Below are 19,080 nucleotides of genomic sequence, written 5' to 3'. Positions count from 1 at the left end.
GTTACCCGAGACTGCTCATCAGGGCCTTGCGGACTTCCTCTTCGTCAAGCCCGCTACGCGCGATATAGTCCTGCAATTGGTCCTCGCCAATATTACCGACGTTAAAGTAAGAGGACTGCGGATGGCTTAAATAGAAGCCGGAAACGCTCGATGCGGGGTACATGGCCAGGCTTTCGGTTAGCTGCATGCCGATTTCCTCGGGTTGCAGCACATCGAACATGGCCCGCTTGACAGTATGCTCGGGGCAAGCCGGATAGCCCGGCGCCGGACGGATACCCTGGTATTTTTCGGCGATGACCGCTTCATTATCAAGTGTTTCATCGGGTACATATCCCCACAGATCCTTGCGCACCCGTGCATGCAGGCATTCGGCCAGACCTTCTGCAAAACGATCGCCCAGCGCCTTAAGCATTATGCTGGAATAATCATCCATTTCCTGCTCAAAGCGCTTTTCATGCGCTTCAATACCCAGGCCACCGGTGACGGCAAAAAAGCCGATATAGTCTTTAATACCGCTTTCTTTGGGGGCTATGTAGTCGGCCAGGCACTTGTTGTCCACCCCTGCACGCTTGGCGGTTTGCTGGCGCAAATTCCGCCAGGTAAACAGGACTTCGGTGCGGGACTCGTCTTTGTAAACTTCAATATCTTCATGATTAACCGTATTGGCAGGATAAAAAGCCACCACACCACTGGCGGTCAACCAGCGACCTTCTATGACTTTTTTCAGCATGGCCTTGCCATCTTCATACAATTTTCTGGCCTGTTCCCCCACGACTTTGTCATCAAGAATGGCCGGGAACTGACCGAATAATCCCCAGGTCTGGAAAAACGGTGTCCAGTCTATGAATTTTTCTATTTCACTTAAATCGTACTGCTTGAACGTACGGCGGCCAATGAATTTGGGCTTGGGCGGGGTGTAATTTTGCCAGTCAATCTGAGGCTTGGCCTTACGGGCTTCCTCTAGTGGAATAATCGGGGTTGCCTTGCGATTGGCGTGACGCTCGCGTACTTTTTCGTATTCTTCAGCTGTTTCACGAATAAAAGCCTCGGACTGATCGGAGACCAGCTGCGTGGCCACGCCAACAGCACGACTGGCATCGGCCGTATAAACAACCGGGCCGTCATAATGGGGAGCGATCTTGACGGCAGTGTGGACCCGGCTGGTGGTGGCGCCGCCAATCATGAGTGGAATATTCCGCTCACGGAAATAAGGATCGCGCTGCATTTCAGAGGCCACATATGCCATTTCCTCCAGGCTGGGTGTAATTAACCCTGACAGCCCGACGATATCCGCATTTTCTTCCTTGGCCTTGGCTAGAATCTCTGCACAAGGCACCATCACGCCCATGTTCACAACTTCAAAGTTATTGCACTGCATAACCACAGCCACAATATTCTTGCCAATATCGTGCACATCGCCTTTGACTGTCGCGATGACCATTTTGCCTTTGGCGCGCACATCACCGCCCTGCGCTTCAATCTGCTTTTTTTCTTCTTCAATGAAAGGCACCAGATGTGCCACGGCCTGTTTCATGACACGGGCAGACTTGACCACCTGGGGCAGGAACATCTTGCCGGCACCAAACAGGTCGCCCACAATATTCATGCCATCCATCAGCGGGCCTTCAATCACCTCGATGGGACGACCACCACGATCGGCAATTTTCTGGCGGATTTCTTCAGTATCCTCAACAATAAACGTGGTAATGCCATGCACCAGTGAATGGGCAAGGCGCTTTTCAACATCCTGCTCACGCCAGGTCAAATCCTCTTCTTTTTTAGTGCCACTTCCTCTGACGGTTTCAGCAAACTCAACCAGCCGCTCGGTCGGCGTACGCTCATCGGCAGAATCGGTTTTACCAAGAGGTGGATCCCGGTCAAGAATCACATCTTCAACCAGATCCTTGATTTTGGGATCTAGATCGGCATAAACACCCAGCATGCCGGCATTCACAATACCCATGGTCAGCCCTTCACGAATGGCATAGTAAAGGAATACGGTATGAATGGCCTCACGCATGGCTTCATTGCCACGAAACGAAAAACTCACGTTGGAAATCCCGCCTGAAGTTCGGGCATGGGGCAGGTTCTCATGGATCCACTTGACGGATTCAATAAAATCAACACCGTAGTGGTTATGCTCGTCCAGGCCTGTGGCAACGGCAAAGACGTTTGGGTCAAAAATAATGTCTTCCGGCGGGAAGTCAACTTCTTCAGTCAACAAACGATAAGCCTTGCCGCAAATATCCTTGCGTCGTTGCAGGGTATCGGCCTGGCCCTGTTCATCAAAGGCCATCACTACAACGGCGGCTCCGTATTTACGGCAAAGACGGGCATGTTCCAGAAACGCTTCCTCGCCTTCCTTCATGGAGATTGAGTTCACCACCGGTTTGCCCTGCACACACTTCAGCCCTTCTTCAATGACTTCCCATTTGGAGCTGTCAATCATGATGGGCACCCGGGCGATATCGGGTTCAGAAGCAATCAGGTTAAGGAAGCGGCGCATATTGGCCTTGGAATCCAACATGGCTTCATCCATGTTGATATCAATGATTTGCGCGCCGTTTTCCACTTGCTGGCGGGCTACTGACAGCGCCTCATCAAATTTTTCTTCACGAATCAGGCGCAAAAACGCCTTACTACCCGTTACGTTGGTCCGCTCTCCCACGTTGACAAACAGGGACTCGCCATCAATATTCAGGGCTTCCAGGCCAGACAGGCGGGTTTTAACCGGCACCTCTGGCGCCTCACGGGCCGGCAGGTTCTTCACGCTTTGCACAATGGCCTGAATATGCCCGGGCGTGGTACCGCAACAGCCGCCCACCATATTCACGAAACCGGCCTGGGCAAACTCTGCCAGCAATGAAGACGTGTCTTCAGGGGTTTCATCAAAGCCCGTATCACTCATGGGGTTGGGCAGGCCGGCATTGGGATACACACAGGTATAGGTGTCACAGATTTTAGACAGTTCAGCCACGTAAGGGCGCATGAGCGCCGCCCCCAGCGCGCAGTTCAGGCCGATAGTGACGGGGCGGGCATGGCGGATGGAGTTCCAGAATGCCTCGACGGTTTGCCCCGAAAGAATACGTCCGGAAGCATCGGTTACGGTACCGGAAATCATGACGGGCAAGCGGACACCACGCGCTTCGAAGACGCTTTCCACCGCAAAAATGGCCGCCTTGGCATTCAGGGTATCAAAAATGGTTTCAATCAGGACGATATCAATATCACCGTCAAGCAGGCCGTTCAATTGCTCGGTATAGGCCTCGGCCAACTCTTCGAAAGTAATATTGCGTGCTCCCGGATCGTTTACATCAGGCGAAATGGATGCCGTTTTGGGCTGCGGGCCCAAGGCACCCGCCACAAAACGGGGATGTTCTGCCGTATTGAATTCATCACAGGCCTGGCGCGCCAGTTTGGCCGACTCCAGGTTCAGCTCGTAGGCCAATTCCGCCAGATTGTAATCGCCCTGGGCAACCGCAGTCGCGCCAAAGGTATTGGTTTCAATCACATCGGCACCCGCGGCCAGATACTGGCGATGGATATCCAGGATAAGATCGGGACGCACCAGCGACAACAGCTCATTATTGCCCTTCACATCCTTCCCATGCTCCGCAAAGCGTTCACCGCGAAAATCAGACTCGGTGAGTTTATATTGCTGGATCATGGTCCCCATTGCACCATCTAGGACAAGAATGCGGCCGGAACCCAGCTGGCGTACAAATTCGGCACCCTTTGTATAGGCGGAAAGCGGATAAGGAAGTTTAGGATAAGACACGTTGAACCTGAAAATTAAATTGTCGTGGTCACTAGTGTACTAAATATTATGGCTGTGTTACAGTATTGCCCTTATTGCAAGGTGCTTTCAGCTCGTTCGAACTGTGAAAGTTAAATGGGAAACAGAAAACAGCCGGTCATTTTTTCACACCGCCCTGTTCAGTCTGTGCTGCCCCCGCAACGGTAAGCTGCCAGGTATTCAACTGCCGGCAACAAGCCCGACACCAGCCAAACAATAAACATTCCCTAATTCCTATGTGCGGGGTCGCACATACCGTGAAGGCCATTTACATGAATTTTACGCTCCACCCTCGTGCGCTGGCACTGGCTGCCTGTTTCGCACCCTCGTTGCTTTTTGCCCAAATCCTTACCAACCCTGCTCCCAATGTCCCCATCCTGGACACCATTGTTGCCACCCCTGCCCGCATGGCGCAGCCGCTGGATAATGTCATGGGTGATGTAACGGTTATTTCCGGTATCAGCCTGAAAAATGCAGGGGCGGAATACTTGCCCGCGATTTTATCCCGCCAGCCAGGTATCCAGATATATAGCCAGGGAGGCCCGCAAACGGTTTCAGGGATATTTGTGCGTGGGGCCAGCCCGGCACAATCCCTGGTTCTGGTCAATGGCATGCGTATTAACGACACCAACAGTGGCAGCACCAACTGGGCGGCCATAGACCCATCCACGATTGAGCGCGTTGAAATTATCCGCGGCCCGGCCAGCAGCCTGTATGGTTCCAGCGCCATGGGTGGTGTCATTAACATTATCACCAAATCCGACGGGCAAGACCGCCCGTTCAGCGCCTTTGGCAATTTTGGTGTTGGCTCTGACAGCACCTTCAAGACCGGTTTTGGTTTTTCAGGGGCACAAAACAACTGGAACTACAGTCTGGCGGCCAGCTATGCCTCCAGCGATGGCTTTAATGCCACCAATCCTGATGCCGGCCCCTATGTTTACAACCCGGACGACGATGGCTACACCCAAACCAGCTTGACCGGTTCCCTGGGTTATGAATGGAACCCAGGACAGCGGTTTGACCTGACATTCCTGCATGGCTACAACCATGGCGATTTCGATTCAGGCGAGTATTACCAAAACACCTATGGCATTACCCGCCAGCAGGCCTATACCTTTAGCAGTACCAACCAGATTACAGACAATTGGGAAAGCATCCTGGGTTTTGGCTACAGTAAAAGCGACCACGACTTGCAAACCTCTGATGGCGATTCTGGCCGCACGGAAATGGGTACCATCCAGCGTCAGTACAGCTGGCAAAACAATTTTACGCTTAACCAAAACAATGCCCTGTCCCTGGTGCTGGAACACCTTGACGAACGGGCAAACGGCACTGCCCTGTTAACCCGCCAGCACCGTGACACCAATGCGGCTGGACTGATCTACCGGGGTGATTTTAACCGTCATCACTTGCAGGCCAGTGTCCGCCATGACAATATTTCCGGCATTGGCAACAAAACCACCGGCAGCCTGGGTTATGACTATGATTTAAGCGATTCACTCAAATTAGGCATGGTGGCCAGCACCGGCTTTCGGGCCCCCACCTTTACCGATCTGTATTATCCATTAAGCTGGGGTTACCAGGGCAACCCCAACCTGAAGCCGGAAAAATCCAGAAACCTTGAAGCCAGCCTGCGCTATAAGACAGAGGACACCCAGTTAAGTCTGGTGGTGTTCCAGAACAAATTCAGGGACTTGATCAATCCTTATGTGTGCGATGCCAATTACAACTGCACCGCAACAAACACAGACAAAGCCACAGTCCGGGGCCTGTCGCTGGAAGCCTCACACCAGTTTGGCAACACCCTGTTCAGTGCCGGTGCCGACTTTTTGAATCCCAAGGATGACACAAGCGGAAAAACCCTGATCCGCCGGGCCAAACAGGTTTATCGTCTCTCGGTTACCCACAAGCTGGACAATGCCGAGCTGGGTGCCAGCTATCAATTTGTCAGCAAGCGCTATGATGACAAAGACAATACCGCCGCCAAACAACTGGGGGGCTATGGCCTGCTCAACCTGCAGGCGTCCTACCAGTTCAACAAAAACCTGCAAGGCCAGATCTACTGGAACAACGTCACCGACAAGAAATACCAGACCGCCTATGGCTACAAGACCCAAGGCTCGAATGTATTTCTAAACCTTGCCTGGCGCATGTGAATAGCCCATGAAGCTTCGTCACTGTCTGTTTTCCGGGCTCTGCCTTCTTGCCGGTTCATTCAATGCCTCCCTGCCCACCCAGGCAGGCACCTTAAGCGCACCCGTGCCGGGAACGGCAAAACGCATCATCAGCCTGTCGCCCCATGCCACGGAACTGATATTTGCGGCCCGGGCCGGCAAACAGCTAATTGGCGTTGCCAAGGGCAGCAACTACCCTCCTGAAGTAAAAAACATTCCCGACGTGGGCGATGGCCTGCGCCCCAATGCCGAGTTATTGCTAAGCCTGAATCCAGACTTGATCGTGACATGGTCTTCGGGTGGGCTGCCCGTGACGGGGTTCAAACAGGCTGAACACCTGGTGCCGGTATTATCTCTTCAACCCGAAAAACTGGCCGATATCACGGCAGATCTTTTGCAAATTGCCACACTTGCCGGTACGCTGGCACAAACCCGCTTTCTGGCCAATGAGCTGGATGCCATCATCCGACAAACCCGTCATACCTACAGCACCCGAACGCCTGTACCGGTTTATATTTTTCTGGGCAGCACCCCGCTTTACACGCTGGGGGGCAGGCCTGTCCTGAACGAAGTGTTGCAGGTTTGTGGTGCCTACAATATTTTCAGGGACCTGAATAATCCTTCACCCATTGTTAGTATGGAAAGCATTATGCAGCGACAGCCCCAACTGATACTGGCCGGTGCCTACGGGGAAGAAAAGCCCAAAGAAATACAGGCTTTTTTCAATAACAGAGGGTTCTCATTCGGCAATCAGGGCATTGTTACCCAACACCCTGATATATTATTTCGCCCCTCAGATCGCCTGATTCGTGCCCTGCCCGGACTTTGCCAATCCATCGACCAGGTTCGCGCCCGCGCGAAACCCTAGTCAATCAAGCCAAGTTCTTCCTGCTCGAGCCGGCGCTGTATGGCTTTGGCCGCCACCACCCCATCGGCCATGGAAGTAATAATGCAGGGATGATGCCGGTTGGCCACCTCGCCAATGGCATATACCCCGGGCACATTTGTTTCAGCAGTATGTACGTGGGTATTGACATAGCCTTTTTCGCTGCAGGAAAGACCGAGGCTTTCCAGGCCATTGAGCTGGGCCTGCCACCCATAAAAAACCATAACAACATCATACTGATGCCCGTTGACAGTTCGGGCCAACGGATCAAACACATACTCACCCGTATGAATCCGTTTTTGCTCCAGGGACTCAAACCATTGTTTTTGCGCCCGGACATGACGGGCATAAATATCCACCGACAAAGCCCCTCTTTTTTGCGCAAAAATGGCATTTTCAAAAGCGTTGTCGCCCCCTCCCAAGACGGCCACTTTCTTGTTGGCAAACTCATATTTTGAGATATGCCTGCCCGGTCCAACCAGGACGTGATCATATTTTTGATTCGCCAGTTCTTTCGGAAAGCGGGAAGTAACGCCACTGGCCACCACCACAAAACGGGCCAGCAAAGAATGACCGTCAAAGTAAACCCGAAACAGTTTTTGACAGGCTGGTTTTTTATGGTTGCCTGCCCGCTTGAGCAAGATATTGATCTGCTCAGGATCCTCAATAATATCCACCCTGTCCACCCGCATCTTCAAGAGTACAGGCACCCTTGCCCCATCAAGACTGCGCTTGATCTGAACCGCCACCTCTTCTCCGGTCAGGCCGGGAGCGGTGACATTCCAGGCATCTTCAAAGGGATTATGCGCAGCCAGGCCACCAACCTGCTCTGAGGCATCAAGAATTAACGGAGAAAAGCCCAAATGGGCAAGCCAGACAGCACAAGAAGCGCCTGCCGGGCCTGCACCAATCACAATCGCATCATAAACAACCGGTTGCATGCAGCCAAATCCTTTTTTCCATGAAAAATCAATGATTTTCTTTACCCTGAAAGCCTCATTGCAGCCTCTTCAAATAAGATAAACACTACAATTAAGCCCTTGATAAATTGCAAAGAAAACGCTTTCTTCTTTGTCTCTACATATTAACCTTAATTCTATGTCAACTCGTCGTATATTCTTCTCCCGCCTTGCCCTTGATGCCCGTATTGGCATTCTTGAACATGAGCTGCGCGCAACCCAACCCCTGCATATCGATGCAGAAATAGATATTCATGTGCCCCGGCAGCTGAATGACAACGATATCAGCAGTGTTCTTGACTATCGCAAGCTGCGGGAAGCCATTATTGAAGAATGTACCCGTGAACACGTTCACCTGGTGGAGTCACTGGGCGACATGATTGCCAACCGTTTGCTGAAAGATTTCCCCGAGGTTCAAAAAGTCATGCTCAGGATCAGCAAACCCATGGCTTTCGCCGATTGTGACGCAGTTGGCATTGAAGTTGTTGCAGGAAGATAAACATGAGTACCGAGCATCGTGGCGCCGCGGCCGAAAAAATCCGCCTTGAAAACAACAAACTAAGCAAACGGGTTATCCGGGAAGCCGGTACCGCTATTGTTGATTACAACATGATTGAAGATGGCGATAAAGTCATGGTTTGCCTGTCAGGAGGCAAAGACTCATATGGCATGCTTGATATCCTCATGACGCTGCAAAAACGCGCCCCTGTCAAATTCGATATTGTGGCCGTCAACCTGGACCAGAAACAGCCGGGCTTTCCCGAACATATCCTGCCCGAGTACCTGAGCAAAATCGGCGTTCCTTTTCATATTGAAAACCAGGATACTTACTCCATCGTCAAGCGTCTTATACCGGAAGGAAAAACAACCTGTTCACTCTGTTCACGCCTGCGACGCGGCATTTTATATCGTGTTGCCGATGAACTGGGCGCAAACAAAATTGCCCTGGGTCATCATCGGGATGACATTCTGGCCACCTTTTTCCTGAACCTGTTTTATGCCGCCAAACTTAAAACCATGCCACCCAAGCTGGTTTCAGACGATGGCAGGCATACCGTTATCAGGCCACTTGCCTATATTGCCGAAAAAGACCTGATTGCCTATGCCGAAATGAAACAGTTCCCCATCATTCCATGCAATCTGTGCGGTTCCCAGGAAAACCTGAAACGCCAGGAAATCAACCAGATGATCCGTGCCTGGGAAAAAGAAAGCCCCAAAAAAGTATGGAATATATTCAAATCCCTGTCTGCGGTGGCGCCATCGCATTTGATGGACCGCGAACTGTTTGATTTTGTTGGCCTTAAACCCACCGGGCTGGCCGATGAAAACGGCGACAAGGCCTTTGATGCGGAAACCTTCCCGGATCTTGAGCCGGCAGCAGAATTGCCCGATGCACAGATCCAGTCGGTCTCCCGCCATAAAACCATTTTCATGCAACCTCAACCTTAATTGTTCGCAAGCCATGACCAACCGTGAACTTAACCAGGCCCCTTTGGGAAAAGAAACGCAATATCCGGATCAATACGACCCGTCCGTCCTTTTTCCCATTGCCCGCGCCATTGGCCGGTCTCAACTTTCCTTGCAGCCACATCCCCAATGGTATGGGGCCGACATCTGGAATGCCTATGAGCTTTCCTGGCTTAATCCAAAGGGCAAGCCGCAGGTGGCCATGGCCCGCTTCAGCTTTGATGCCACAGCCCCCAACATCATTGAATCAAAATCCTTTAAGCTTTACCTGAATTCATTCAACCAGACCCGGCTGAACGCCAGTGAAAACCTCTTGGCCCACCTGCAGGCAGACTTGTCTGCGGCCAGCGGGGCACCCGTTTCAATCCAGCTTATCGAACCCGCCGATTTTTCCCGGCAAACCATAGAAAACCTGGACGGCACGCTTATTGACGAACTGGATATAACTCCCGAACGATATGAACCCGATGCCGGCCTGTTGCAATGCCATCCTGAAACCATCGTCCATGAAACCCTGGTTTCCAACCTGCTGAAATCCAACTGCCCTGTTACCCGGCAGCCCGACTGGGGCAGCCTGCAAATCAGTTATGAAGGCCCGGCCATCAACCATGCCAGCCTGCTGGAATACATTATTTCCTACCGCAACCATGACGGTTTTCATGAGCAATGTGTTGAACAGATTTTCTGTGACATCATGAAACATTGCCAACCCGCCAAACTGTTTGTTTATGCCCGCTATACCAGACGGGGCGGGCTGGATATCAACCCCTGGCGCAGCACATCACCCCTCCTTTCCCTGCCAACATCCCGGCAGGCCCGCCAATAAAAAACATGCAAGCACGCTGGCCAGATGTCTGGCGTGTCTCTGTCGCGCTGCCATTTAACTTGCCAGCTTTCCTCTGTTTTCAGGTCTGCGCAAACCGGCATTTACTTCCTGTTTCTTTTTAGCCTTGAAATTTTCTTTTTAATAATTGCCAGATAGGCATTTGATATACTTAAAAGATAATAATGGGGTCAGGCAGTTCTCAACAATTGGCCACACCCCCATGACGGTCATTCAAAATAGGATTCACCATGATTTTCAGTGATGTACCTTTACACCTTATTTTTGTCCTCGGCATTATTATTGTTTTTATCGGTATCGGACTGAAAGACCATAACCCCGGCATTGTCGTCATGGGCCTGGGCCTGATCATCATGATCTTCGTTATTATCCAGAAAGCCATCGAAGTTTTCGGCTACTAAGCAAAGCGCATACATCGCCTGTCATCATATTTCCGGGCTTGTCTGGTTTTATGATGGCAACCCGGATTTTCCTGCTATCAGAGTTCCTCAATGAGCGCATCAAACAAAAAACCGTTTCTCCTCGTCATCATTATCCTGGCAGCCATTGCTATTGGCGTGTATTACTGGAAACAGGCCGAGTCCAACAACCAGCTTGAGGGTTTTATCAGCAGTAATGGCCGCATAGAAGCCACCGAACTGGATATTTCCAGCAAGCTTGCCGGACGGATCCAGGAAATCCTCGTCAATGAAGGTGACTTTATCAAGGCAGGCCAACCCCTTGCCCATATGCAAATTGATGTCCTGAAGGCCCAGCTTGAACAGACACGGGCAGAACACCAGCAGGCACTGAATAATGTCAATATCGCCAAGGTCCAGGTCAATGCCCGCGAAAGCGAATTGATTGCCAGCCAGGCGGTCATGGCACAAAGGGACAGCGAGTTTACCCTGGCCAAACAACGCCTGGGCAGAACCGAAACCCTGGCTGCACGTGGTGCCACCCCCAAACAAACCCTTGACGATGACCGCGCTGCCGCACGAAGCACCGAAGCAGGACTGAATGCGGCAAAAGCCCAGGTCAATGCTGCACAGGCCGCCATCAAGGCAGCCAAAGCACAGGTAAGTGGGGCCGAATCAGCCGTTATTGCAGCAGAGGCGGCCATCAAGCGCGTTCAGGCCGATATTGATGACAGCATCCTGAAATCCCCGCGCGACGGACGCGTTCAATTTCGCATTGCCCAGCCGGGCGAGGTGGTTGGTGGCGGTGGCAAAGTCCTCAATGTCATCGACCTTAACGATGTTTACATGACCTTCTTCCTGCCTGAAACCGTGGCTGGCCGCATTGCCCTGGATAGCGATGTTCATATTGTCCTGGATGCGGCACCCGAATATGTCATACCTGCCAAGGTTTCTTTTGTTGCCAGTACAGCCCAATTCACGCCCAAAACCGTTGAAACCGCCAGTGAGCGCCAAAAACTCATGTTCCGTGTCAAGGCTCGTATTTCACCCGAGCTGCTGCAAAAGCATCTTGAACAGGTCAAGACCGGACTGCCGGGTATGGCCTGGATCAAGCTTGACCCAAACAAGACATGGCCCGAGCACTTAACCATCAAGCTGCCGGAGTAAACCAGTCATGAACGCACCGGTCGCCAGCCTTCAAGCGGTCAGCCTACGCTATGGCAAAAAGCTGGCCCTGGACAATATCTGCCTGGATATCCCCGCAGGTATCATGGTAGGACTGATTGGCCCCGATGGTGTTGGCAAATCCAGTCTTTTATCCCTGATTGCCGGTGCCCGTGCCATTCAGTCAGGCCGTATTGAAGTGTTAAAGGGCAGCATGGCCGATGCGGCACACCGCACCCAAGTCTGCCCCCATATTGCCTATATGCCGCAAGGCTTGGGCAAAAACCTCTATCCCACCCTTTCCATTGAAGAAAACCTGCAGTTTTTCGCCCGCCTGTTTGGTCACAATGAGCAAGAGCGGCGCAGGCGGATTGATGACCTCACCCGCAGCACCGGCCTGTATCCGTTTTTATCCCGTCCAGCCGGCAAACTCTCCGGAGGCATGAAACAAAAACTGGGTTTGTGCTGTGCGCTCATTCACGATCCCAATTTATTGATTCTTGACGAACCTACCACTGGTGTTGACCCGCTTGCCCGCAAACAATTCTGGGACCTGATCAATCGCATCCGGCAAAGCCGGCCGCAAATGAGTGTGATTGTTGCCACCGCCTATATGGAAGAAGCCGACCGCTTCGACTGGCTGATTGCCATGGACGATGGCAAGGTACTGGCCACCGGCACACCCCACGAATTGCATGAAAAAACCGGCTCCGGTTCTCTTGAGCAGGCTTTCATCAGACTGCTTCCCGAAGAAAAACGGGCCGATCATCATGCCATCGTCATCCCGCCGTTCAATAATGAAAACGCGAATATTGCCATTGAAGCGCAAGATTTAACCATGCGCTTTGGTGATTTTGTAGCGGTTGATCATGTCAACTTCCGCATCCGGCAAGGTGAAATTTTTGGCTTCCTGGGCTCCAACGGCTGCGGCAAATCAACCACCATGAAAATGCTGACCGGTTTGCTCGAGGCTTCTGAAGGAAAAGCATGGCTGTTTGGACAAGAGGTCAACCCCAAGGATATCGACACCCGACGTCGGGTTGGCTATATGTCACAGGCCTTTTCCCTGTACTCGGAACTCACGGTAAAGCAAAACCTGGTGTTGCATGCCCGCCTGTTCAAAGTCCCCGAAGCGCAAATCCAGACTCGCGTCCAGGCAATGATCCAGCGTTTTGGCCTGGGTGATGCCATTGACGCACTGCCTGACCACCTGCCCATGGGAGTGCGCCAGCGCCTGTCCCTGGCCGTTGCCGTGGTTCACGGACCCGAATTGCTGATTCTTGATGAACCGACCTCGGGCGTGGATCCCGTTGCCAGGGATCTTTTCTGGCAACTCATGATAGACCTGGCCCGCAAGGACGGTGTCACCATTTTTATTTCCACCCACTTCATGAATGAGGCCGAACGATGCGACCGGATCTCTTTTATGCATGCGGGCAAGGTACTGGTGAGCGGAACACCGGCAGAGCTGGTACGCCAACGCGGCACCCAAACGCTGGAAGGCGCGTTCATTGCCTACCTGGAAGATGCGGTTCGCGAAGTCGATGCAGGCCAAAACCAGTCCCCTAACCCTCCTTCCGAACCCGAAACATCCGCCCAGACCCCCAGCCCGGAACCAGCCAGGGCAAACGGCTTCAGTTTTTCAAGGGCCTTCAGTTATACCCTGCTGGAAACCCTTCAGCTGCAACGTGATCCCGTACGCCGTACCCTTGCCCTGCTGGGCACCGCCATTCTCATGTTCATTATGGGTTACGGCATCAGCATGGATGTCGAAGATCTGACCTTTGCCGTCCTGGATCGTGACCAAACCACCCTTAGCCAGAACTATACGCTGAACCTGGCGGGTTCGCGTTACTTCATTGAAAAGCCGCCCATCAAGGACTATGCCGATCTTGACCGGCGCATGCGCAGTAACGAAGTGGTACTGGCACTGGAAATTCCACCTGGCTTCGCCCGTGATCTCAAGCAGGGAAAAAACGTACAGATTGGCGCATGGATTGATGGCGCCAACCCGCAGCGGGCGGAAACCGTTCAAGGTTATGTGCTTGGCATGCATCAGGGCTGGTTGGCCACCATGGCCACCGAGCGACTGGGCATTGACCCAGCCAGTACGGTACTGGCCTCAATCCAAACCCGTTTCCGTTATAACCCCGATGTAAAAAGCCTGCCTGCCATGGTTCCGGCCGTTATTCCCCTGTTGCTGCTCATGATTCCGGCCATGCTTTCCGCCCTGTCGGTGGTGCGCGAAAAAGAACTTGGCTCAATTATCAACCTTTACGTAACGCCAGTGACCCGCAGCGAATTCCTGCTGGGCAAACAGGTCCCTTACATTATTCTGGGCATGATGAACTTCCTGCTCATGGCTTTTCTGGCCGTCACCGTTTTCGATGTCCCCGTCAAGGGTAATTTCCTGGCCCTTTTTCTGGCGGCTTTCCTGTATGTCCTGTTTGCTACCGGCGTGGGTCTGTTCGCTTCCACCTTCACGAAAAGCCAAATTGCCGCCATGTTCTTCACCATGGTAGGTACCTTATTGCCTGCCATCCAGTTTTCAGGCCTCCTGAATCCGGTTTCTGCCCTGGAAGGGTTTGCGGCATTCATTGGCAATATTTTTCCAACTACCTATTTTCTCATGATCAGCCGGGGCATCTTCAACAAGGCACTCGGTTTTCAGGATCTGATCGCTTATTACTGGCCCATGCTGGCCGGTGCCATTGTGATTTTGCTGCTGTCCATTATCTTGCTGAAGAAACAGGACACCTGAGCATGGCCAATTTTAAAAATATTTACCGGCTGGGTATCAAGGAATTCTGGAGTCTCATCAGGGACCCGATCATGCTGTTCCTGATTATCTACACCTTTACCGTTTCAGTTTATACCGCTGCCACGGCCATGCCGGAAACCTTGCATGGCGCACCTATTGCCATCGTGGATGAGGATCGTTCACCGTTATCTGGCCGCATAGCCAGTGCATTTTTCCCGCCGCGCTTTACACACCCGGAAATGATTTCCATCAACGAAATGGACTCTGGAATGGATGAGGGCCGGTTTACCTTCGCTCTTAATATCCCCCCTGATTTCCAGAAAGACGTGCTGGCCGGTAAACAACCGGAAATCCAGCTGAATGTAGACGCCACGCGGATGTCACAGGCCTTTACCGGCAGCGGATATATCCAGCAAATTGTCAATAGCGAAGTGGCGGAGTTTGTCCAAGGCTATAAAGCCAGCGAGACCCCTATGGTCGACTTGGTCATGCGGATGCGGTTCAATCCAACGCTTGAGCGCTCCTGGTTTGGTTCTTTAATGGAAATCATTAACAGCATCACCATGCTTTCCATCATCCTGACCGGCGCAGCACTTATCCGTGAACGGGAGCACGGCACGATCGAACACCTCCTGGTCATGCCTGTAACGCCAGCCGAAATCATGCTATCCAAAATCTGGTCAATGGGCCTGGTTGTACTGGTTTCATCCGCGTTTTCACTTCAGATCGTTGTGCAAGACTGGCTCAGCGTCCCCATTGAAGGCTCAATCCTGCTGTTTCTTGCGGGTGCCGCCCTGCACCTGTTTGCCACCACATCAATGGGCATATTCATGGCCACACTGTCGCGTAACATGCCACAGTTCGGGCTATTAATGGTGCTTGTGCTTTTGCCGTTGCAAATGCTCTCGGGTGGCAGCACCCCCCGGGAAAGCATGCCCCAGTTTGTCCAGGACATCATGCTGCTGGCGCCTACCACGCACTTTGTATCACTGGGTCAGGCCATCCTTTATCGAGGGGCAGACTTTAACGTGGTATGGCCACAGTTCCTGTCCCTGTTTACGATTGGCCTGGTCCTGTTCCTGTTTTCACTCAACCAATTCCGGAAAATGCTCAGCCAAATGTCCTGAGGTTACCCTGCATAGAGCCCGCTTAACGGCAGCGTTTTGCTTTATCCGGATCTGCCATAGCACGACCGGGATCAGACTGTATTTTCAAACTGTGCCCGTAACATTTCAAAAATATGCAAAACCAATGGGTTGATCGTGTCTTTGCGAGTCAGCAAACGGTAAGTCATCAAGGGTAATGCCGGCAGGCCTTCCGACTCGGCCAAAACCCTCATATCAGGCCCAAGGAACTCGACACTGCGAGCCGTTACACCCAGCCCCGCCCGAACAGCCGCCTTGATCCCTGCCAAAGACGGAGCCAGATAATTAATCCGCCATTGCGTCTGGCTCTGCGCAAGTGCGGTCAAGGCAAGTTGGCGGAAAATGCTTGGTTCATCGGCCAGAATCAAGGGTAAGATGGTACCCCGGCTAAAAGGAAAATCCGCCGCGCATATCCACACCGTCGGAGAAGTACGCACCACAAAACCATTCAATCCTGGCGCCTCGCGTGTGGAAATGGTCATATCTATCTCTCCGGATGCCAACAGGTCCATCAAGGCAGGACTGCGTTCAACCTGGATATCCAGTTTCACTTTAGGCGCATGACGCGCTATATGGGTAAGCACGATTGGCAAAATGGTATCTGCTACATCAAAGGTCGCGCCAAAACGAATATGCCCTTCCACTTGCTGCTGACCAAGCGTGCGTAAGACTTCATCATTGATCGCCAGTAAACGCCGGGCATACATGGCCAGCTGTTTGCCTTGAACCGTCAGCTCCCTGTGCCTGCCCCGTTTTTCAAATAACGGATACCCTATCTGGGATTCCAGTCTTTGCATTTGCTGACTGACTGCCGATTGTGTTTTGAACAATATCGTTGCAGCACCGGAAAATGTATTAGTTTTTTCGACAGTAACCAGCGTGCGTAATAAACCCAGATCCAGGTTATTCATAGGGAATGGCAATATAAAAAATCATTAATAAAAGAAAATACAGGACCAATCCATTAGGATTGCTAATATATTAACCAAGAATTTTAATTAGTCAATGTGCAGGGAAATTACTATACTTCATAAAAATCACAGGAGAACCGCTCATGAGCACCAACAACGGCAAGCAAAACGCCATCAATGCTTTTATAACACTTGCCAAACAGCACACAACACCAGAGCCAAATCGCAAAGGTCTGGAATCCGTGCGTGAAGGCCTGATCAAACTGGCAGCCAATAAAAGCTGGTGGTCAGAAGCAGACTATCCTGCTCCGGAGGGCGAGGAATTACAAGCCCGCTATTTAATTCATTCAGAACCTGACAACAGCTTTGCCTTATATCTTAATGTAATGAAGCCTGGCAAAAAAATCGTGCCGCATAACCATACAACATGGGCCTGTATCGCCGCTGTAGAGGGCACCGAAAGCAACTATCTGTACGACCGCACCGATGATGGCAGCATTAGTGGAAAAGCAAATCTCATTCAAACTGCCATCAAAAGCATAGGTCCCGGTGAAGGTATCGCCTTAATGCCTGATGACATTCACGCCGTTCGAATTGAAGACAGCCAGATCCGTCACCTGCATATGTATGGCAAGGCACTGGAAACACTCACCGAAAGACTGGCCTTTGACATGGAAAACAATACCTGCAAAACCATGGATATCGGTGTCAAAACCCGTCAGGGCAACTGAAACCAACAAGATCTTTCGTTTCCAGGCCCATCTTTATATGAACAATGAAAACAATTGATGCCAAATTGCTGAAAAGCTGGATTCATGATGAATATGAAATAGCCGTACTGGATATCCGTGAACACGGCCAATATGGAGAGAATCACCTTTTCTTTGCCGTTTCTTTACCCTATAGCGTGCTCGAACTTCGCATCAGGATACTTGTACCCCGTAAAAACACGCGTATTGTTATTTATGCAGACCATAGCGATGAAGCAGTCGTAAGGGCAGCTGCCCAGGCCTTGCAACGACTGGGCTATACCCATATTCATATCCTGCAAGGAGGTATCCAGGCCTGGCAAGCAGCTGGATACGCCACCTTTGCCGGGGTCAATTTACCCAGTAAAACATTTGGTGAACTGGCAGAACACATCTATAAAACGCCACATATTAGTGCCAGGCAATTGTATGAACAGATACAATCCGCACGCGCCAAGCTGGTTATCCTGGACGGCCGCCCCATACAGGAATACCAGAAGATGAACATCCCGGGATCCATCTGCTGCCCCAACGGGGAACTTGCCCTGCGCGCACGTCAACTTGCGCCTGATCCATCAACGACAATCGTCATCAATTGCGCGGGTCGCACTCGCAGCATTATTGGTGCCCAAACCCTGATCAATCTTGGCATTCCCAACCCCGTTTATGCACTTGAAAACGGCACCCAGGGTTGGTATCTGTCGGGCTATGAACTGGAACACCAGTCAAACCGATTTTATCCGGAAAAAATCAATCCGGATTTGCTCGCTGAAGCCAGACAAAGCGCAAATCGCCTAATCAAACAATTCGAGCTACAGACAATTTCATGCCAGCAGCTAAAAATCTGGCAAGAAGAAACAAATCGCACCACATACCTGTTTGATGTGCGTACCGCCCAGGAATACGAGGAAAGCCGGCTATCATCCGTTATACGGCATGCCCCAGGAGGGCAATTGATTCAGGCAACCGACGAGTATATTGGTGTTAGAAAAGCCCGCATCGTTTTAGCAGATTTCGACCAGGTTCGGGCCCCTGTAATGGCCAGCTGGCTCAAACAGCTGGGCTGGGAGGTCTATCTACTGGCAGACACCGATAAACTGGCAACATTAGTGGTACAAATGGATCAAGGCCTTGCCTTGGTACATCCCCAAACACTTTCTCCCCAGGAAACTGTTAACTTCATCAAACAGTATCCTCAGACAAGTATCCTGGACACCAGATCCAGTATGCAGTTCCGTTCTGTTCATTTAAAGCAAGCGCAGTGGGTCATTCGTCCCACCTTGTTAAAGCATGTTTCGCCTGATAAACAAACGCCTGTACTGTTACTGGGCACCGGCAATGATACAACGGCATTATTGGCCACAGATATGGCCAATGCAGGGTATCAGAATATTCAGCAGGCAATATTTGACCCTTCATTTTTTGAAGCTGCAGGTTTGCCCCTGGAAAGACAAAGCATCAACCCACCCGATGCGGAATGTATTGATTTTCTGTTTTTCGTGCATGACAGACATCACGGCAACAAAGAGGCCGCCAGAAAATATCTGGAATGGGAAACCAATCTTGTATCGCAAATTGATGAAGAAGAAAGAAAGACCTTCCGTTTTAATGTACCCGCCTGAAGAAGGTGTGGTGTTGATGACGGTGAGGTGAGGGAAATTCACTCCGATGCACCTGCGTGAGGACGCCTGGTCTGGCACCGCAAAGTCATCCACGCATTGATTGGGCAATAAAAAACCCCTTCAGGAATTCTGAAGGGGTTTTTTGTAATAAAGAGCCTGACGATGACCTACTTTCACGGATGTCCATCCACTATCATCGGCGCG

Annotated in this window: 14 protein-coding genes and 1 riboswitch; of the genes, 11 read left to right on the top strand and 3 right to left on the bottom strand. The window is 51.5% G+C overall.

Annotation, left to right across the window (positions count from 1 at the left end):
• Nucleotide 1 precedes the first annotated feature (1 nt).
• Nucleotides 2-3,778 carry a methionine synthase gene (gene metH / locus IE074_RS12005; protein WP_189385699.1) on the bottom strand — a complete coding sequence of 1,259 codons (3,777 nt, stop codon included), beginning with the start codon at nucleotides 3,776-3,778 and terminating at the stop codon, nucleotides 2-4.
• A 62-nt stretch (nucleotides 3,779-3,840) separates the two neighbouring features.
• Nucleotides 3,841-4,024, top strand: a riboswitch (cobalamin riboswitch).
• Between the two features lie 44 nt (nucleotides 4,025-4,068).
• On the opposite strand from metH, the gene IE074_RS12000 reads away from it, so the two are divergent.
• Together IE074_RS12000 and IE074_RS11995 are read left to right on the top strand one after the other, a co-directional pair.
• A complete protein-coding gene (locus IE074_RS12000; RefSeq protein WP_189385698.1) occupies nucleotides 4,069-5,952 on the top strand; it encodes a TonB-dependent receptor domain-containing protein in 1,884 nt (627 codons plus the stop codon).
• Between the two features lie 7 nt (nucleotides 5,953-5,959).
• Nucleotides 5,960-6,838 carry an ABC transporter substrate-binding protein gene (locus IE074_RS11995; RefSeq protein ID WP_189385697.1) on the top strand — a complete coding sequence of 293 codons (879 nt, stop codon included), beginning with the start codon at nucleotides 5,960-5,962 and terminating at the stop codon, nucleotides 6,836-6,838.
• On the opposite strand, the gene IE074_RS11990 is transcribed toward IE074_RS11995, so the two are convergent.
• Nucleotides 6,835-7,797, bottom strand: coding sequence for an NAD(P)/FAD-dependent oxidoreductase (locus IE074_RS11990; RefSeq protein WP_189385696.1), 963 nt, complete (start codon nucleotides 7,795-7,797; stop codon nucleotides 6,835-6,837). The genes IE074_RS11995 and IE074_RS11990 overlap by 4 nt on opposite strands.
• A 157-nt stretch (nucleotides 7,798-7,954) precedes the next feature.
• Between IE074_RS11990 and folB the strand changes: the two genes are divergently transcribed.
• The 7 genes from folB (at nucleotide 7,955) to IE074_RS11955 (ending at nucleotide 15,576) form a co-directional block, all read left to right on the top strand.
• Nucleotides 7,955-8,314, top strand: coding sequence for a dihydroneopterin aldolase (folB, locus tag IE074_RS11985; protein ID WP_189385695.1), 360 nt, complete (start codon nucleotides 7,955-7,957; stop codon nucleotides 8,312-8,314).
• Nucleotides 8,315-8,316: 2 nt separating this feature from the next.
• A complete protein-coding gene (ttcA, locus tag IE074_RS11980) occupies nucleotides 8,317-9,264 on the top strand; it encodes a tRNA 2-thiocytidine(32) synthetase TtcA (protein WP_189385694.1) in 948 nt (315 codons plus the stop codon).
• Between the two features lie 13 nt (nucleotides 9,265-9,277).
• Nucleotides 9,278-10,108, top strand: a complete 831-nt coding sequence (gene queF, locus IE074_RS11975) for an NADPH-dependent 7-cyano-7-deazaguanine reductase QueF (RefSeq protein WP_189385693.1) — start codon at nucleotides 9,278-9,280, stop codon at nucleotides 10,106-10,108.
• Nucleotides 10,109-10,356: 248 nt separating this feature from the next.
• Complete coding sequence (locus tag IE074_RS11970) at nucleotides 10,357-10,527, top strand: hypothetical protein (protein ID WP_189385692.1); 171 nt, start codon at nucleotides 10,357-10,359, stop codon at nucleotides 10,525-10,527.
• Nucleotides 10,528-10,617: 90 nt separating this feature from the next.
• On the top strand, nucleotides 10,618-11,691 hold the full coding sequence (locus tag IE074_RS11965) for an HlyD family secretion protein (RefSeq protein ID WP_189385691.1): 1,074 nt from the start codon (nucleotides 10,618-10,620) through the stop codon (nucleotides 11,689-11,691).
• Between the two features lie 7 nt (nucleotides 11,692-11,698).
• The gene (gene rbbA / locus IE074_RS11960) at nucleotides 11,699-14,449 is read left to right on the top strand and encodes a ribosome-associated ATPase/putative transporter RbbA (RefSeq protein ID WP_189385690.1); all 2,751 of its coding nucleotides are present in this window, start codon (nucleotides 11,699-11,701) and stop codon (nucleotides 14,447-14,449) included.
• A 2-nt stretch (nucleotides 14,450-14,451) separates the two neighbouring features.
• Nucleotides 14,452-15,576, top strand: a complete 1,125-nt coding sequence (locus IE074_RS11955; protein WP_189385689.1) for an ABC transporter permease — start codon at nucleotides 14,452-14,454, stop codon at nucleotides 15,574-15,576.
• A gap of 71 nt (nucleotides 15,577-15,647) precedes the next feature.
• Here the strand turns inward: IE074_RS11955 and IE074_RS11950 are convergent, their stop codons facing one another.
• On the bottom strand, nucleotides 15,648-16,505 hold the full coding sequence (locus IE074_RS11950; protein WP_189385688.1) for a LysR substrate-binding domain-containing protein: 858 nt from the start codon (nucleotides 16,503-16,505) through the stop codon (nucleotides 15,648-15,650).
• Between the two features lie 143 nt (nucleotides 16,506-16,648).
• On the opposite strand from IE074_RS11950, the gene IE074_RS11945 reads away from it, so the two are divergent.
• Nucleotides 16,649-17,236 carry a cysteine dioxygenase family protein gene (locus tag IE074_RS11945; protein WP_189385687.1) on the top strand — a complete coding sequence of 196 codons (588 nt, stop codon included), beginning with the start codon at nucleotides 16,649-16,651 and terminating at the stop codon, nucleotides 17,234-17,236.
• 44 nt (nucleotides 17,237-17,280) lie between these two features.
• Nucleotides 17,281-18,876, top strand: a complete 1,596-nt coding sequence (locus IE074_RS11940; protein ID WP_189385686.1) for a rhodanese-like domain-containing protein — start codon at nucleotides 17,281-17,283, stop codon at nucleotides 18,874-18,876.
• The last annotated feature ends 204 nt before the right edge of the window (nucleotides 18,877-19,080 follow it).

This window comes from Advenella faeciporci (assembly GCF_014652395.1).
Taxonomy (GTDB): Bacteria; Pseudomonadota; Gammaproteobacteria; order Burkholderiales; family Burkholderiaceae_B; genus Advenella; species Advenella faeciporci.
Note: the sequence above shows the minus strand (reverse complement) of the source record. Positions and strands in the feature narration are given on the sequence as shown.

Excerpts from the sequence above, each read along its gene's own strand:
- IE074_RS12000 (WP_189385698.1), top strand. The coding sequence starts at position 4,069 with ATGAATTTTACGCTCCACCCTCGTGCGCTGGCACTGGCTGCCTGTTTC.
- IE074_RS11950 (WP_189385688.1), bottom strand. The coding sequence starts at position 16,505 with ATGAATAACCTGGATCTGGGTTTATTACGCACGCTGGTTACTGTCGAA.
- folB (WP_189385695.1), top strand. The coding sequence starts at position 7,955 with ATGTCAACTCGTCGTATATTCTTCTCCCGCCTTGCCCTTGATGCCCGT.
- IE074_RS11945 (WP_189385687.1), top strand. The coding sequence starts at position 16,649 with ATGAGCACCAACAACGGCAAGCAAAACGCCATCAATGCTTTTATAACA.
- rbbA (WP_189385690.1), top strand. The coding sequence starts at position 11,699 with ATGAACGCACCGGTCGCCAGCCTTCAAGCGGTCAGCCTACGCTATGGC.
- ttcA (WP_189385694.1), top strand. The coding sequence starts at position 8,317 with ATGAGTACCGAGCATCGTGGCGCCGCGGCCGAAAAAATCCGCCTTGAA.
- IE074_RS11970 (WP_189385692.1), top strand. The coding sequence starts at position 10,357 with ATGATTTTCAGTGATGTACCTTTACACCTTATTTTTGTCCTCGGCATT.
- IE074_RS11995 (WP_189385697.1), top strand. The coding sequence starts at position 5,960 with ATGAAGCTTCGTCACTGTCTGTTTTCCGGGCTCTGCCTTCTTGCCGGT.
- IE074_RS11940 (WP_189385686.1), top strand. The coding sequence starts at position 17,281 with ATGAAAACAATTGATGCCAAATTGCTGAAAAGCTGGATTCATGATGAA.
- IE074_RS11965 (WP_189385691.1), top strand. The coding sequence starts at position 10,618 with ATGAGCGCATCAAACAAAAAACCGTTTCTCCTCGTCATCATTATCCTG.
- IE074_RS11955 (WP_189385689.1), top strand. The coding sequence starts at position 14,452 with ATGGCCAATTTTAAAAATATTTACCGGCTGGGTATCAAGGAATTCTGG.
- queF (WP_189385693.1), top strand. The coding sequence starts at position 9,278 with ATGACCAACCGTGAACTTAACCAGGCCCCTTTGGGAAAAGAAACGCAA.
- IE074_RS11990 (WP_189385696.1), bottom strand. The coding sequence starts at position 7,797 with ATGCAACCGGTTGTTTATGATGCGATTGTGATTGGTGCAGGCCCGGCA.